This window comes from Streptomyces sp. NPDC049970 (genome assembly GCF_040660235.1).
Classification (GTDB): domain Bacteria; phylum Actinomycetota; class Actinomycetes; order Streptomycetales; family Streptomycetaceae; genus Streptomyces.
In genome coordinates this window covers 514,129-528,682 of record NZ_JBFALP010000004.1, presented here as the reverse complement: position 1 = coordinate 528,682, position 14,554 = coordinate 514,129, and the positions used below count along the sequence as shown (strand labels likewise).

At 70.1% G+C, this 14,554-nt stretch carries 13 protein-coding genes; 5 read left to right on the top strand and 8 right to left on the bottom strand.

Annotation, left to right across the window (positions count from 1 at the left end; translation table 11 throughout):
• Positions 1-139: 139 nt before the first annotated feature.
• Positions 140-2,344 (bottom strand): transglycosylase domain-containing protein, encoded by a 2,205-nt coding sequence (locus AB0I83_RS11165; protein WP_363304379.1) that lies wholly within the window; start codon positions 2,342-2,344, stop codon positions 140-142.
• 221 nt (positions 2,345-2,565) lie between these two features.
• Here AB0I83_RS11165 and AB0I83_RS11160 point away from each other — a divergent pair, with 221 nt between their 5' ends.
• Both AB0I83_RS11160 and AB0I83_RS11155 read left to right on the top strand, forming a co-directional pair.
• Positions 2,566-3,537 (top strand): SPFH domain-containing protein, encoded by a 972-nt coding sequence (locus AB0I83_RS11160; RefSeq protein WP_356535198.1) that lies wholly within the window; start codon positions 2,566-2,568, stop codon positions 3,535-3,537.
• Entirely contained in the window at positions 3,534-3,803 is a 270-nt protein-coding gene (locus AB0I83_RS11155; protein ID WP_363304377.1) for a hypothetical protein, read from the top strand. Before AB0I83_RS11160 ends, AB0I83_RS11155 begins: the two co-directional genes overlap by 4 nt.
• A gap of 42 nt (positions 3,804-3,845) precedes the next feature.
• On the opposite strand, the gene AB0I83_RS11150 is transcribed toward AB0I83_RS11155, so the two are convergent.
• Entirely contained in the window at positions 3,846-4,802 is a 957-nt protein-coding gene (locus AB0I83_RS11150; protein WP_363304376.1) for a LysR substrate-binding domain-containing protein, read from the bottom strand.
• A gap of 132 nt (positions 4,803-4,934) precedes the next feature.
• Here AB0I83_RS11150 and AB0I83_RS11145 point away from each other — a divergent pair, with 132 nt between their 5' ends.
• Together AB0I83_RS11145 and AB0I83_RS11140 are read left to right on the top strand one after the other, a co-directional pair.
• Entirely contained in the window at positions 4,935-5,489 is a 555-nt protein-coding gene (locus AB0I83_RS11145) for a peroxiredoxin (protein WP_356535201.1), read from the top strand.
• Between the two features lie 12 nt (positions 5,490-5,501).
• The gene (locus tag AB0I83_RS11140; RefSeq protein WP_363304375.1) at positions 5,502-6,035 is read left to right on the top strand and encodes an alkyl hydroperoxide reductase; all 534 of its coding nucleotides are present in this window, start codon (positions 5,502-5,504) and stop codon (positions 6,033-6,035) included.
• Positions 6,036-6,118: 83 nt separating this feature from the next.
• Here AB0I83_RS11140 and AB0I83_RS11135 read toward each other — a convergent pair whose 3' ends face one another.
• The 4 genes from AB0I83_RS11135 to AB0I83_RS11120 form a co-directional block, all read right to left on the bottom strand.
• Complete coding sequence (locus AB0I83_RS11135; RefSeq protein WP_363304374.1) at positions 6,119-7,510, bottom strand: AI-2E family transporter; 1,392 nt, start codon at positions 7,508-7,510, stop codon at positions 6,119-6,121.
• A gap of 131 nt (positions 7,511-7,641) precedes the next feature.
• On the bottom strand, positions 7,642-8,355 hold the full coding sequence (locus AB0I83_RS11130) for a transglycosylase SLT domain-containing protein (RefSeq protein ID WP_356535204.1): 714 nt from the start codon (positions 8,353-8,355) through the stop codon (positions 7,642-7,644).
• Positions 8,356-8,746: 391 nt separating this feature from the next.
• Positions 8,747-10,069, bottom strand: a complete 1,323-nt coding sequence (locus AB0I83_RS11125; protein WP_363304373.1) for a PhoH family protein — start codon at positions 10,067-10,069, stop codon at positions 8,747-8,749.
• Positions 10,070-10,404: 335 nt separating this feature from the next.
• A complete protein-coding gene (locus tag AB0I83_RS11120; RefSeq protein ID WP_356535294.1) occupies positions 10,405-11,166 on the bottom strand; it encodes an isoprenyl transferase in 762 nt (253 codons plus the stop codon).
• A gap of 255 nt (positions 11,167-11,421) precedes the next feature.
• Here AB0I83_RS11120 and mgrA point away from each other — a divergent pair, with 255 nt between their 5' ends.
• Complete coding sequence (gene mgrA / locus AB0I83_RS11115; protein WP_356535295.1) at positions 11,422-12,411, top strand: L-glyceraldehyde 3-phosphate reductase; 990 nt, start codon at positions 11,422-11,424, stop codon at positions 12,409-12,411.
• A gap of 747 nt (positions 12,412-13,158) precedes the next feature.
• Here the strand turns inward: mgrA and AB0I83_RS11110 are convergent.
• Both AB0I83_RS11110 and AB0I83_RS11105 read right to left on the bottom strand, forming a co-directional pair.
• Positions 13,159-13,614 carry a hypothetical protein gene (locus AB0I83_RS11110; protein WP_356535206.1) on the bottom strand — a complete coding sequence of 152 codons (456 nt, stop codon included), beginning with the start codon at positions 13,612-13,614 and terminating at the stop codon, positions 13,159-13,161.
• A 103-nt stretch (positions 13,615-13,717) separates the two neighbouring features.
• Complete coding sequence (locus AB0I83_RS11105) at positions 13,718-14,536, bottom strand: class I SAM-dependent methyltransferase (RefSeq protein ID WP_363304372.1); 819 nt, start codon at positions 14,534-14,536, stop codon at positions 13,718-13,720.
• Between the last annotated feature and the right edge of the window lie 18 nt (positions 14,537-14,554).

The following is a 14,554-nucleotide window of genomic DNA, read 5'->3' as shown; positions in this document are numbered from 1 at the left end:
GTTTTCTTGTTGTTTGTAGTGTCTTTATTCGTTGTGCACTGCCCACACGTATTGGGGCCCCCCCTCGGGGGCGGGGCCCCCGGACACGGGTGAGGGGGTGGGTGCCGGCCGGCACCCACCCCCTCACCCGTCGCTGCCGCTACTGGCCCAGCAGGCCCTCATCGCCCGGCCGCTCGCCGGGCGGCTGGTCCCCGCCCTCGGGATCCCTGGTCGTGCTGGGCGTTCCGCTCGGTGTTCCGGAGGGCGTCCCGCTGGGTGTCCCGGACGGAGTCGGCTCCTCGCTGGGTGTCTCGGACTGCGTCTCGGAGGGTGTCGGCTCCGCGCTCGGCGTCTCGGACGGCTCCTCGGTCTCGGACGGGGTGACCGAGGGCGTCTCCGGCACGGGCACCTCGCCGCGCTCCACGCCCCGCAGGTCGAAGGCGGCGTCCGAGCCGCCGCCCAGCGCGCCGAGGGTGTAGTCCGCCCAGATCTTGGCGGGGAACCCACCGCCGTTGGCCCGGCCGGAGTTGGCCGTACCGGTGAGGCTGACCTGGCCGCCGCCCTCCTTGGTCGACTCGCCGTACAGGGCGACGACGGTCGAGAGCTCGGGGGTGTACGCCGCGAACCAGGCCGCCTTGTTGTCCTCCGAGGTACCCGTCTTGCCCGCGGCGTCGTACGCCGAGGTGTTGGCCTCACGGCCCGAGCCGATGTCGACGACCTCGGTGAGCGCCTTCGTCACCGTGTCGGCGGACGCCCGGCTGATCGCCTGGCCGCCGGTGCCGTCGACGGGCTCCATGGTGCGGTCACGGTGGACGGCGGACTTGACGACGGTCGGGGTGACCTTCTTGCCGTGGTTGTCGAGGGTGGCGTACACCCCCGCCATGTCCCAGGTGGAGGCGTTCATGGTGCCCAGGGTGATCGCGGGGCGCTCGGGGAAGTTCTTGTCCGGCACGCCCATGGCGAGCGCGGTCTTCTTCACGGCGGCCGGGGTGACGTCGACGACCATCTGCGCGAAGACCGCGTTGATCGACTTGTCCATCGCCCTCTGGACGGTCGGGCTGTCGTAGCTGATGTCGTCCTCGTTCTGCGGGGCGAACGGGGTGTCGCTGCCGACGACCGGGCGCTTGCTGGTGCCGTCGTAGACCGTGTCGAGGCCTATCCGGTCACCGTCCTGGGTCGTCGACTCGTTCTCCAGCGCGGAGGCGAGGACGAGCGGCTTGAACGTCGAGGCGGGCTGGTAGTCCCTGCGGGTGGCGTTGGATATGTAGTGCTCGGTGGCACCGACTCCGCCGTACAGCGCGACGACCTTGCCGGTCTTCGGGTCCACGGACGTCGCACCCGCCTGGACGGTCGCGTCGACCTGGCTCTTGTCCCGGTCGAGCTGGTTCTCCAACTGCCGGTCGACCGACTTCTCGAGCTGCTTCTGCCTCTTCTTGTCGATGTTCAGGGTGATGGTCCAGCCGCCGGCCCTGCGCATCTCCTCGGTGACGCCCTGGCGCTCCATCTCCTGGTTGGCGGCCTCGACGAGGTAGCCGGTCTGTCCTTGCATGCCGGAGGCGGCCTTCGGGGCGTCCGGGACGGGGAACGTCAGCTTGTCGCGCTCCGCCCGGTCGAGCCAGCCCTCGTCGACCATGTTGTCCAGCGTGTAGGCCCAGCGCTGCTTGACGAGCTTCTTGCCGGTCGGGGAGGCGTTCGCCCAGTCGTACTGGCTGGGGGCCTGGAGCAGCGCCGCGAGGTAGGCGCCCTGGGAGACGTCGAGGTCCTTGGCGTCGACCCCGTAGTAGGCCTGTGCCGCCGCCTGGATGCCGCTCGCACCGCGTCCGTAGTACACGGTGTTGAGGTAGCCGGCGAGGATCTCGTCCTTCCTCATGCGCTGGTCGACCTTGAGCGAGATCACCAGTTCCTTGAGCTTGCGGGTGACCGTCCGGTCCTGCGTGAGGTAGTAGTTCTTCACGTACTGCTGGGTGATCGTGGAGCCGCCCTGCTTGCCCTTGCCGGTGAGCGTGTTGAGCACACCGCGGGTGGTGCCCTTGAGGTCGACGCCCTGGTCCCGGTAGAAGGACTTGTTCTCGGCGGCGACGAAGGCGTGCTGGACCTTCTTGGGCACGACGGCGAGGTCGACTATCTCCCGGTTGGCGCCGGAGCCGGTGCGGGCCAGGACCGAGCCGTCGCTGTACTTGTAGACGTTGCTCTGCTCCTGCGCCTGGGCGTTGGCCGCGGGCACGTCGACGAACAGGTAGAGCGCGGCGAAACCGCCCATCACCAGCAGGCACAGCCCGAAGAACGTGCCCAGCAACTTCCGCCAGGTGAAGAGCCGGCGTCTGCCGCCGCTCCTGGCAGCCCTGCGCGCATCCGCTCGCCCCATCGCCGTGGTGCTCCTCTTCCTCTGCTCGAACCGCTCAGGTCAGACCAGCCAGCTAACACCGAAGGCATGGACAAAAGGCAAGCGATCCGGTCTTTTCCGGACGTGACAATCAGCACCCGCTCTCCATGGAACCGACTCCCGAGGGGTGCACAAGGTTGCTGCGCACGTTAATGTGTAATCACATTGCTAGCGCGGCTTCGGCCGTACGAAACGGGGGACCCATGTCCGCACCGCACGACCTTCCCGGCACCACCGGCCCCGGCGCCGACCTGACACCGGACGCACCCGAGATGCCCGAGCCGCAGGTCAGGGAGACCACGGCGCACTCCATCCCCGGAGGCCTGGGGCTGCTGCTGACCGTCCTCGGGGTCCTCCTCGGCGTCGCCCTGTGCATCGTCGGCGGCGTCCTCGGCTCCAACGGGCACAACGGCGCCGGAGTCCCGCTCTTCGTCCTCGGACTGCTGCTCGCCATCGCGTCACTCTTCTGCATGAGCGGTGTGAAAATGGTCGCCCCGGGCGAGGCCCGGGTCATCCAGCTCTTCGGCAGGTACGCCGGCACGATCCGCGAGGACGGCCTGCGCTGGATCAACCCGCTGACGTCCAGCCGGAAGATCTCCACCCGGGTCCGCAACCACGAGACGGCCGTACTGAAGGTCAACGACGCCTACGGCAACCCGATCGAGCTCGCCGCGATCGTCGTCTGGAAGGTGGAGGACACCGCGCAGGCGCTCTTCGAGGTGGACGACTTCCTGGAGTTCGTCGCGACCCAGACCGAGGCGGCCGTCCGGCACATCGCGATCGAGTACCCGTACGACGCCCACGAGGAGGGCGGGCTCTCCCTGCGGGGCAACGCCGAGGAGATCACCGAGAAGCTCGCGGTCGAGCTCACCGCACGGGTCCAGGCGGCCGGCGTACGCATCATCGAGTCCCGCTTCAGCCACCTCGCGTACGCACCCGAGATCGCGTCGGCCATGCTCCAGCGACAGCAGGCGGGAGCGGTCGTCGCCGCACGCCAGCAGATCGTCGAGGGCGCCGTGGGCATGGTCGAGATGGCACTGACCCGAATCGCGGAGCAGGACATCGTCGAGCTCGACTCGGAGCGGAAGGCCGCGATGGTCAGCAACCTGATGGTCGTGCTCTGCGGCGACCGTGCCGCGCAGCCGGTCCTGAACACGGGCACGCTCTACCAGTGACCGACGACGAGGCCCCCTCGGCGGGCGGGGCGCCCCGGCGCGCCCGAGCCCGCAAGCAGATGCTGCTGCGGCTGGACCCCGCGGTGCACGACGCGCTGGCCCGGTGGGCCTCGGACGAGCTGCGCAGCGCGAACGCGCAGATCGAGTTCCTGCTGCGGCGGGCGCTGGCCGAGGCCGGGCGCCTGCCGGGCGGGACGGCCCCGATCCCCCGGCGGGGCCGTCCCTCGAAGTCCCCGCCCGCACAGCCGCCGGAAGCGACGGAGTGACGGTGTGGTGCGACCCCTACGGAGGCGGGCCGCACCACACCGTCACCCGGCCGCGACCCGCACCGGCAGCGCGCCCATCGCATCCCGCAGCGCGGCCGCGAACTCCTCGAACTCCTGCTGCCGCGCCGATCCCGTGCGTACGGCCAGCGCCACCCGCCGCGAGGGGGCGGGGTCGCAGAAGTACCCGGTGGACAGCGCCTCGTCGCGCCCGGTCTCCACCGTCACCGCCGTACGCGGCAGCAGGGTCACCCCGAGACCGCCCGCGACGAGCTGCACCAGGGTGGAGAGCCCGGCCGCCGTCGTCGTCACCGGTGCCCCACGGGTGCGCCCCGCCTCGCGGCAGATGTCCAGCGCCTGGTCCCGCAGGCAGTGCCCCTCGTCGAGGAGGAGCAGCGGCAGGTCGCGCAGCGTCTCGCGCGGGAGCCCGGTGCTGCCGGCGAGACGGTGCCCCTTCTCCATGACGAGCACGAAGTCCTCGTCGAAGAGCGGGAGTTCCGTGACACCGGGCACCCCGAGCGGCACGGCGAGCAGCAGGAGGTCCAGCCGCCCGGCCGCCAGCCCGTCCACCAGCGAGGAGGTCTGCTCCTCGTGCACCTGGAGCTCCAGCTCCGGGTAGCGCTCGTGGACCAGCCTGAGCACGGCGGGCAGCAGGTACGGCGCGACCGTCGGGATCACCCCGAGCCTGAGTATCCCGGTGAACGGCGCCCGCACCGCCTCGGCCTCCTCCATCAGCTCGCCCAGCGCCTCGAGCACCGCCCGGCTCCGGACCGCGAGCCGTTCCCCGGCGGGCGAGAGCAGCACCTTGCGCGTCGTACGTTCGATGAGCTGGACACCCAGTGCCACCTCCAGCGCGGACACGGCTCCGGAGAGTGCCGGCTGACTCGTACCGATTGCTGCCGCCGCGTCCCGGAAGTGCAGATGCTCCGCCACGGCCGTGAAGGCGCGCAGCTGCGAGAGGCTGGGCTGCTTGACCCTGTTCGCCTGATTTGCATACGCCACTGATAGGCACCTCCGATCATCCGGACCGAGTGTAGCTATTTCCCCGATCAATGCACTCTGTGCCAAGGTGGGAGCCGTCCAACCCCCAGGAACGCCCCCAAAAAGGGATTTCCTACGCTGCAAGGAGAGCGCGTGCTCACTGTCGGTGACAAGTTCCCCGAGTTCGACCTGACCGCTTGCGTGTCGCTTGAGAGCGGCAAGGAGTTCGAGCAGATCAACCACAAGACGTACGAGGGTCAGTGGAAGATCGTCTTCGCGTGGCCGAAGGACTTCACCTTCGTGTGCCCCACCGAGATCGCCGCCTTCGGCAAGCTGAACGAGGAGTTCGCCGACCGTGACGCCCAGGTCCTCGGCTTCTCCGGTGACTCCGAGTTCGTGCACCACGCCTGGCGCAAGGACCACCCGGACCTGACCGACCTGCCCTTCCCGATGCTGGCCGACTCGAAGCACGAGCTCATGCGTGACCTCGGCATCGAGGGCGAGGACGGCTTCGCCCAGCGCGCCGTCTTCATCGTCGACCAGAACAACGAGATCCAGTTCACGATGGTGACCGCCGGTTCCGTGGGCCGTAACCCCAAGGAGGTCCTGCGGGTCCTCGACGCCCTGCAGACCGACGAGCTCTGCCCCTGCAACTGGACCAAGGGCGAGACGACCCTCGACCCGGTCGCGCTCCTCTCGGGCGAGTGAGCTGATACCGACATGGCACTCGACGAACTGAAGTCCGCCATACCGGACTTCGCCAAGGACCTGAAGCTGAACCTCGGTTCGGTCATCGGCAACAGCGAGCTCCCGCAGCAGCAGCTCTGGGGCACCGTCCTGGCCTGCGCGATCGCCTCGCGTTCGCCGAAGGTGCTGCGCGAGCTGGAGCCGGAGGCGAAGGCGGTCCTCTCCGCCGAGGCGTACACCGCGGCGAAGTCGGCGGCGGCGATCATGGCGATGAACAACGTGTTCTACCGCACCCGCCACCTGCTGTCGGACCCCGAGTACGGCAACCTCCGTGCGGGCCTGCGGATGAACGTCATCGGCAAGCCGGGCGTGGAGAAGGTCGACTTCGAGCTGTGGTCGCTCGCCGTCTCCGCGATCAACGGCTGCGGGCAGTGCCTGGACTCGCACGAGCAGGTGCTGCGCAAGGCCGGCGTGGACCGTGAGACCATTCAGGAGGCCGTGAAAATCGCTTCGGTGATCCAGGCGGTCGGCGTGACCCGCGAAGCCGAGGCCGTGCTCGCCGAGTAGTACCCGTGTACGAGAAGGGCCCCGTGGACGACCGACCGTCCGCGGGGCCCTTCTTCATGTCCGTTCGCCGTGCCGTCCCCGCCTCACTTGGGCGGTTCCTCTCCGGAGTCCGACCGCTCGCGCGGCTCCACCGGCTCCTCGGCGGGCCGGGGGGCGACGGGCGGCGGCGTCGGGGCGACCGACACCGCCGTGGCGCCGTGCGGCCCGGGCCCGTGGAGCTGGGAGGCGCCCTGGCCGTACGAACGCAGGTAGCCGACCACCGTGTTGGTCACCGCGACCAGCGGCACGGCGACGACCGCGCCGCCGATGCCCGCGACCATGCCGCCCGCCGCGACCGAGAGGACGACGGCCAGCGGGTGGACGCGCACCGCGCGGCCGAGGATGAAGGGCTGCAGGATGTGGCCCTCGATCTGCTGCACCGCGAGCACCACGATCAGCACCATCAGCGCGGTGAAGACGCCCTGGGTGACCAGCGAGACGACCACGGCGAGTGCCCCGGAGACCACGGCGCCGACCAGTGGGATGAAGGCGAACAGGAAGATGAAGACGGCGAGCGGGACCGCCATCGGCACGTCGAGGAAGTAGATCCCGAGTCCGATGAAGATCGCGTCGATCAAGGCGACGATGACGGTGCCCCGCACATAGGCGGTCAGCGTCCGCCAGGCACGCGGCCCGGCGCCCGCGACGCCCGGGCGGGCCTGGGCGGGGACCAGCTTGAGCACCCACTGCCAGATGCGCTTTCCGTCGTAGAGCAGGAAGAGCGTCGAGAACATCGCCAGCAGGAGCCCGGTGAGGAACTCGACCATGACGGTGACGCCCTGGAGCCCGGCGGAGGTGATCTCCTCGGTGTTGGTGCCGATGGTGTCGCTGAGGTTCTTGGCGATGTCGTTGATCTGCGACTCGGTGACGTGGAACGGGCTGTCGAGGAGCCAGCGCTTCAACTCGTCGATACCGTCGCGTACCCGGTCGGAGAGCGTGTCCAGGTTGTCCATCACCTGCCATACGACGAACCAGCCGACCAGCCCCATGATGACGAAGCCGAGGACGGCGGTCACCGCGGTGGCGAGCCCGCGCGGCAGACCGACCCGCCTCAGCCGTACGACGGTGGGCTGGAGCATGGCGGTCACGAGCAGGGCGGCGACGAAGGCCAGGACGACCAGCTGCACGGCGCTGATGATGCGCATCAGCACCCAGAGCGTGCCCGCCAGGACCAGCAGCCGCCAACCGGCCTCCGCGGCGACGCGCATCCCCCAGGGGATCGCGGCCACCGGCTCGGGCTTGGCGGCGACGGAGGGGGCGTACGCCGGAGGGCGCGGCACCTGCTCGGCGGCGGCCGTGGACAGCGTGGAGGACGAGCCGCTCGCGGCGACCTCGTCCGCACGGCGTTCACCCTCGGCGCGGCGTGCTTCCAGGCGCGCCCCTATCTCGGTGAGGTCGGCACCCAGCCGCCCGAGCCAACCCGGAAGTTTCGACATGCAATTCCCCTTTCCCCCGTTCACCCCCAACACGCCCCCGGAGTGGTCCGGATCGACCGTACACGCGAGAAGCCCCGCACCGTCGGACGGTGCGGGGCTTCTCGGGGTGGTGGGTGGAACCTCTCGGGCTCCTAGTACCAGTGGTTGGCCTGCCAGAACGACCAGGCGGCACAGGGGCTGCCGTAGCGGTCGCTGTTCATGTAGCTGAGGCCCCACTTGATCTGGGTGGCGGGATTGGTCTGCCAGTCCGCCCCGGCCGAAGCCATCTTGGAGCCGGGCAGCGCCTGCATGATGCCGTAGGCACCCGAGGACGGGTTGCTCGCCTGGTAGTTCCAGCCGGACTCGCGGTCCACGATGTTGCTGAAGCACTGGAACTGGTCGGCCGGCATCATCTGACGGGCCATGGCCTGGACCTCGGCCACGCTGTAGGAGCCCTTCGCCGAGAAGGAGGTGGCGTCGCGGACGGAGGACCGGCTGGCGCGCTCGGCGTCGTCCTTCTTCTCCTTGGCCTCGCGCTCGGCCTTCACCTTGTCCTCGGCGGCCTGCTTCTTGGACTTGGCGTCCTTGGCGGCCTGGATGCGGGCCGTCTCCTCGGCAGACTTCCTGGCCGCGGCGTCCGCGGCGGACGCCTGGGCGTCCGCCTGTTGCGTCAGCGAAGCGGTCTGGACCTGGGCCTGCTGGCCCGCGGGGATGTCTGCGAGCAGCGTGGTGTCGGCTGCGGCCGCCTCGAAGTTGTTGTCGTCGACAGCGGGAGTGCTGCCCGACGCAACGCCTACGACGGCGCCTACGGTGGTTACGGCGGTGGCGGATGCCACGGCGAACCCCCGGACCGAGATCCGGCTCACACGGTTTCCCTTCCAGCATCGCCCGCATAGGTGACCTCGCGGGCGCGATCGTGCCCTCGACACTGGCCTCCCTACTGCTTCGGTCACGGGGAGGCACGGGCCCGGTGGGCAACTCCCTTGCGGGAGTGCCGCGTGGTGCTCGCGGGCGGCATACGGTCGGCAAGTGTTGAGTTGTGTGGTGCGTGGCGCCTCTGGAGGTGCCCATGTGCCGTATGCGGGGCCTGACGGAAGCAAGACTCTGCCGGACGGACACGGCGTGTTGCAATTCTGTGTTGCGTGGGAAAGGTCACACCTCGTTTGGAGCACGACTTTTTCGGAAATGACGGCGCAGCACGATGCCGCCCGGCTAAGCTCCTTCGCTCGCCGGGCGGCACCTATGGGGTGTTGCGGGTCAGATGTGCCCGTCCTCCAGCATTTCGGTCACCAGGGCGGCGATCGGGGAGCGCTCGGACCGGGTGAGCGTGATGTGCGCGAAGAGCGGATGCCCCTTCAGTTTCTCGACCACGGCGACGACTCCGTCGTAGCGGCCGACCCTGAGGTTGTCCCGTTGCGCCACGTCGTGGGTGAGCACCACCCGCGAGTTCGCCCCGATCCTGGACAACACGGTCAGCAGGACGTTCCGCTCCAGCGACTGCGCCTCGTCCACGATCACGAACGCGTCGTGGAGCGAGCGGCCCCGGATGTGGGTGAGCGGCAGGATCTCCAGCATGCCGCGCCCCAGCACCTCTTCGATGACCTCGCGGCCGGCGACCGCCGACAGCGTGTCGAAGACGGCCTGCGCCCAGGGGCTCATCTTCTCGGACTCGCTGCCGGGGAGATAGCCGAGCTCCTGTCCGCCGACCGCGTACAGCGGGCGGAAGACCATCACCTTCTTGTGCTGGCGGCGCTCCAGCACGGCCTCCAGTCCCGCACAGAGCGCCAGGGCCGACTTGCCGGTGCCCGCCCGGCCGCCCATCGACAGGATGCCGACGTCCGGGTCGAGGAGCAGGTCGAGCGCGATGCGCTGCTCGGCGCTGCGGCCGTGGATGCCGAAGGCCTCCCGGTCACCGCGTACGAGCCGGACGCTGCCCTCGGCCGTGACCCTGCCGAGGGCCTTGCCGCGTTCGGACTGGAGGACCAGTCCGGTGTGCACGGGGTGTTCGGCGGCCTCGGGGATGTAGAGGGTCTCCTCCGCGAAGAGCAGGTCGACCTGTTCGGCGGAGACGGTCAGCTCCGACATCCCGGTCCAGCCGGAGTCGGTGATGGCGAGTTCGGCGCGGTACTCCTCGGCGAGGAGGCCGACCGACGACGCCTTGATCCGGAGGGGCAGGTCCTTGGAGACGACGGTGACGTCGTACCCCTCGGCCTGCAGGTTGCGTGCGACCGCGAGAATCCGTGAGTCGTTGTCCCCCAACCGGTAGCCGGCGGGCAGTACGCCGGGGTCGGAATGGTTGAGTTCGACACGGAGCGACCCGCCCAGATCCCCGAGCGGGATCGGGGCGTCCAGGCGGCCGTACCGGACACGGAAGTCGTCCAGCAGGCGCAGTGCCTGCCGGGCGAAGTATCCGAGCTCGGGGTGGTGCCTTTTGGCCTCCAGCTCCGTGACCACGACGATCGGGAGCACGACTTCGTGCTCGTCGAACCGGGCCATGGCGTTGGGATCGGCCAGCAGGACGCTGGTGTCGAGAACGTAGGTGCGCCTGTCGGGCATGCGGCGCTTAGTGCTGGTCACCACGGAAGGACGTACCCCCTCGGACGAGGTCGGGGAGTGCGACGGAGGTCGCGGAACTTCCCAAAGGGAGAGGACGGACCGGGTTCGGCCCCGAGCGCGGGCCGGACTCCGGCCCTCCGCGTCGGCCGCGTGTGATGCGGTCCTTCGTGTGCAAAGGGCCTCCCGGGCGAGCGGCCTGGGTGCCGCTCACTTGGATGCGACGTCCGCCTGGTTGGTGACCGGACGTCGACCTGAGAGGGGTATTCCCTCGAACACGCGAAGCCATGCCCCCGCCTGCGACGAGGTGCGCCGGAGCGGGTTCTGTGCGGTCCTCACGCCCGCCGGGCGCGCCGTGTGCCTCAGGCCCCGTAGCGCCGGTGCCGTGCCGCGTAGTCGCGCAGGGCGCGCAGGAAGTCGACCTTGCGGAACGCGGGCCAGAAGACCTCGCAGAAGTAGTACTCCGAATGGGCGCTCTGCCAGAGCATGAAGCCCGACAGCCGCTGTTCCCCGCTGGTGCGGATCACGAGGTCCGGGTCGGGCTGTCCGCGGGTGTAGAGGTGCTCGGAGATGAGGTCCGTGGAGACGACCTCGGCGAGTTCCTCGAAGGTCGTGCCCTTGGCGGAGTGCTCCAGGAGCAGCGAGCGCACGGCGTCGGCGATCTCCTGGCGGCCGCCGTAGCCGACGGCGACGTTGACGATTATTCCCTCGATGCCCGCCGTGGCCTGCTCCGCCTCCTTGAGGACGGTCTGGGTCCTGGCGGGCAGCAGGTCGAGGGTGCCGACGTGGTGCAGCCGCCAGCGCCCGTCCGCGGCCAGGTTGCGCACGGTGTTCTCGATGATGCCGAGCAGGGGCGCGAGCTCCGCCTCCGGCCGGTCGAAGTTGTCCGTGGACAGGAGCCAGAGCGTGACGACCTCGACGTCGGTCTCGCTGCACCAGCCGAGAAGTTCGGAGATCTTGTCCGCTCCGGCCTGGTGCCCCTGTACGGCGGAGCCGCCGGACGCCTTCGCCCATCGCCGGTTGCCGTCGAGGATGACGCCGATGTGCTTGGGCACCTGATCGTGATCCAGGCGGCCTTCCACCCGGCGTGCGTAGAGCCCGTACACCAGGTCGCGCAAGTTCACTGAGTTCACCCTCTCGGTTCCGTACGGGCGCGAGGCCCGCGCTCCCCCTCACCGGGGGTCCGGGGCCGCCCCCCGGGGGATCGCCGTGCAGTCCGCACAGCGCGCTTCAGCGCCGCGGATCGGCAGTTCCCGAAGCGGCCACATTACTGCGGACGGGTCACGGGGGCCCAACCCGGTCTGTCACAAGTCCGTGATAAGGAGTGAAACGTGACTGATTCCCTCTCCTACCTCGCCGACTCCACCCGCTACGACTCGATGGAGTACCGCCGCACCGGCCGCAGCGGACTCAAGCTGCCCGCCGTGTCGCTCGGCCTCTGGCACAACTTCGGCGACGACCGCGCGCTCGCCACGCAGCGGGCGATCCTGCGGCGCGCCTTCGACCTGGGCGTGACGCACTTCGACCTGGCCAACAACTACGGGCCGCCGCCCGGCTCGGCCGAGCTGAACTTCGGCAAGCTCTTCCGCCAGGACTTCGCCCCGTACAGGGACGAGCTGGTCGTCTCCACGAAGGCCGGTTACGAGATGCACCCCGGCCCGTACGGGGAGTGGGGGTCCCGTAAGTACCTGCTGTCCTCGCTCGACGCGTCGCTGGGCCGGATGGGGCTCGAGTACGTCGACATCTTCTACTCGCACCGCTTCGACCCGCACACCCCGCTGGAGGAGACGATGGGGGCGCTCGCCTCCGCCGTGCACCGGGGCAAGGCGCTGTACGTCGGGGTGTCCTCCTACAACGCGGCGCAGACCGTGGAGGCCGCCCGGCTGCTGCGCGAGATGGGTGTCCCCGCCCTCATCCACCAGCCGTCCTACTCGATGGTCAACCGCTGGGTGGAGGCCGACGGGCTGCTCGACACCCTGGAAGCGGCGGGTATGGGCTGCATCTCCTTCGCGCCGCTCGCCCAGGGCCTGCTCACGGACAAGTACCTGTCGGGTATCCCGGAGGGGTCGCGCGCCAGTCAGGGCAAGTCCCTGGACCCGGGGCTGCTCTCCGACGAGATGGTGCGGCGGCTGCGCGGGCTGAACGACATCGCGCGGCGCCGTGGGCAGTCCCTGGCCCAGCTGGCGCTGAACTGGGTCCTGCGTGACAGCCGTATGACGTCGGCCCTGATCGGCGCGTCGAGCGTGGGGCAGCTGGAGCAGAACGTGGCGGCGCTCGGCGCGCCGGCGCTGACCGCCGCCGAGACGGAGGAGATCGACACCTTCGCCGTGGACACCGCGAGTACGAACATCTGGGCCAACCGGGGCTGACAGGGCCCTGCCCGGACCGGTTTCCCGGTTGCCCGGACCGGGCCTTCGCCGGCTCCTCGCAGGGGCGGCCCCGGACGCCGGACTCCGGGCACAAAAAACGGGCCGGTCCGTGGGGGGGGATACGGACCGGCCCGAGGGGGGGGTTTCCACCATAACCCTTCGTAAGTGATGTCGCATGCCACGGCGCTCGACAATCACTCTCCGAATTCTTCGGACTGCGCTGCGAGCACGGCGCGGGCCCGGTTCCCGGCCGCTTCCCGGGCTCCGGAGATCTTCGTGCGGGAAGGCCGTGTCCTGTTGACGTCCCGGGTTCGGTCCAGGACGACACGAGCCCGCACCACGACCACGAGCTGGTCGGAGACGAGCGTCCGAGCGCTTGACCGGCGGTTTCGCTCCGGGGGTGCGCTTCCGGCCGCTGACACAGCCAGCGCCGTCACCGCCTTGCCGGGGCCCGCGCCCAGGCGCGGTCCGCGGCCGAGCTCTCCGCCGGGTTCCGCACGACCGATGTGACGCGCACGGATGTGCGGACGGCCCGGTGGACCGAACGGGCCCTGCCGGACGCGGGCGGTCTCCGGGCGCCGGAGGCACCGGAGGCACCGGAGGCACCGGAGGCACCGGAGGCACCGGAGGCACCGGAGGCGCAGGTGGAACGGCTGGGCGAGGCGACGGCGGCTGTGCTGACGGCGGAGAGGCGGCCGTGGGCGGTCACGCGTGATCCGGAGCGACAGGACCTGCGGCACCCGCGGATCAGCGGCGTACGAAGCGGATCGCCAGGGTGTCTCCGCCGACGACCACGAAGTCGCCGTCCTCGCACCGGATGACGGCCTCGCGCACCTCGCCGTACTCGTCGCGCCGCTCCTGTGTGCCGATGACCGTCCACGCCCCGCCGTACGGGGGTGGAGGCAGCCGGCCCGGGGGTGCGAACTCCCACTGGCCCGCGGGCACGCACCAGTCGGGGAGGCCGGGCCAGGCGCCCGAGGTGATGTTCAGGGTGCGGTCGGAGGCACAGGTCAACAGGACCGACTGGCCGCCGTCCAGCACGAATTCGATGGCTTCCGGCTCTCCCGCCCGGCCCTCGGGCCGGTAGAACAGGCCGTGCACGGCGGTGATCCGCGCGCCCGTGAGCCAGTCGGCCTTCCCGTGGCGCGGCCGGCCGGACGGTCGGCTCAGCTCCTCGCCCGGCATTTCCCTTCCCACCGACATGACCTGCTCCTTCGTTGTGCGCTCAACCACCAGGGTCGCACTACTCATGGGTAGGACGGAGGTGCGGGTGATGTCGTTGCATCCCCGAATCGCGAGGCCGCCCTCAGGGTAGGGCCGTTGGCGCCCTTTCCGGCTTGCGCGCCTCGATCAGGAATCGGGCGCTGTGGGCGACGAACGGCCCTTCGGCCTCGATCAGCCGGTGCAGGGTGCGGAGTTGGGGCAGGTAGGCGTCCACCGTGAATCCCGGAACCATCCAGACGACCTTGCGGAGGAAGTGGACGACGGCGCCGATGTCGAGGAACTCGACGCGCAGCCGTTCGGCACGCAGGTCCGTCACCTCGAGCCCGGCGGCCTCGGCGGCCCGCCGCGCGCACTCAGGATCCCGGGCACCGCGCTCCTCCGGGGTGCGCGGGCCGAGGAAGTACTCCACGAGCTCGAACACGCTCTCCCGGCCGACCTGTTGGGAGAAGTACGTGCCACCCGGGGCCAGCACCCGGGCGATCTCGTCCCACCACGTGGTCACCGGATGCCTGCTGACCACCAGGTCGAAGGCGCCGTCGCCGAAGGGCAGCGGTGGCTCGTCGGCGTCCGCGACGACGACGGCGCCGCGCGGATGCAGCAGCGCGGTGGCGCGGGCGATGTTGGGCGGCCAGGACTCGGTGGCCACCGTCAGCGGCGGCAGCACGGGCGCGGAGGCGAGGACCTCACCTCCGCCGGTCTGGATGTCGAGCGCGGCGCGGGCGTTCGCCATCCGGTCCGCCATGGTGCGTGCGTATCCCCACGACGGGCGCTCCTCGGTGGCCCGTCCGTCGAACCACGAGAAGTCCCAGCCGTCGACGGGGACGGCGTCCGCCTCGGCGACGAGGGCGTCGAAGCGGGCGTCGGAGGCGCCGGTTCCGGGGGGCATGGCTGATCCGTTCATACCTCGGATGGTGTCAGC